Origin of the sequence: Helicobacter pylori, from assembly GCF_003636935.1 — a bacterium.
Classification (GTDB): domain Bacteria; phylum Campylobacterota; class Campylobacteria; order Campylobacterales; family Helicobacteraceae; genus Helicobacter; species Helicobacter pylori_CH.
In genome coordinates this window covers 1-598 of the sequence record NZ_MVVH01000034.1, presented here as the reverse complement: position 1 = coordinate 598, position 598 = coordinate 1, and the positions used below count along the sequence as shown (strand labels likewise).

The window sequence follows — 598 nt, the reverse complement described above, 5'->3', positions numbered from 1 at the left end:
TTAGGCCGAAACCCCTTTAGGAAAGTGGGTATTGTTAGTTCTCAAACCAATAATGGTGCGATGAATGGGATCGGTATTCAGGTGGGCTATAAGCAATTCTTTGGCCAAAAAAGAAGATGGGGCGCAAGATATTACGGCTTTTTTGATTACAACCATGCGTTCATCAAATCCAGCTTTTTCAACTCGGCTTCTGATGTATGGACTTATGGCTTTGGAGCGGACGCTCTCTATAATTTCATCAACGATAAAGCCACCAATTTCTTAGGCAAAAACAACAAGCTTTCTGTGGGGCTTTTTGGCGGGATTGCGTTAGCGGGGACTTCATGGCTTAACTCTGAGTATGTGAATTTAGCCACCATGAATAATGTCTATAACGCTAAAATGAATGTCGCTAACTTCCAATTCTTATTCAACATGGGGGTGAGGATGAATTTAGCCAGACCGAAGAAAAAAGACAGCGATCATGCAGCGCAACACGGCATTGAACTAGGGCTTAAAATCCCCACCATTAACACGAACTATTATTCCTTTATGGGGGCTGAACTCAAATACCGCAGACTCTATAGTGTGTATCTCAACTATGTGTTTGCTTACTAAA

General features: G+C 42.0%; 1 pseudogene. It reads left to right on the top strand.

What is annotated here, in order from left to right:
• Positions 1-597 (top strand): annotated as a pseudogene (gene babB / locus EAL87_RS08000) (Hop family adhesin BabB); the annotation flags it as partial.
• Position 598: the final 1 nt, after the last annotated feature.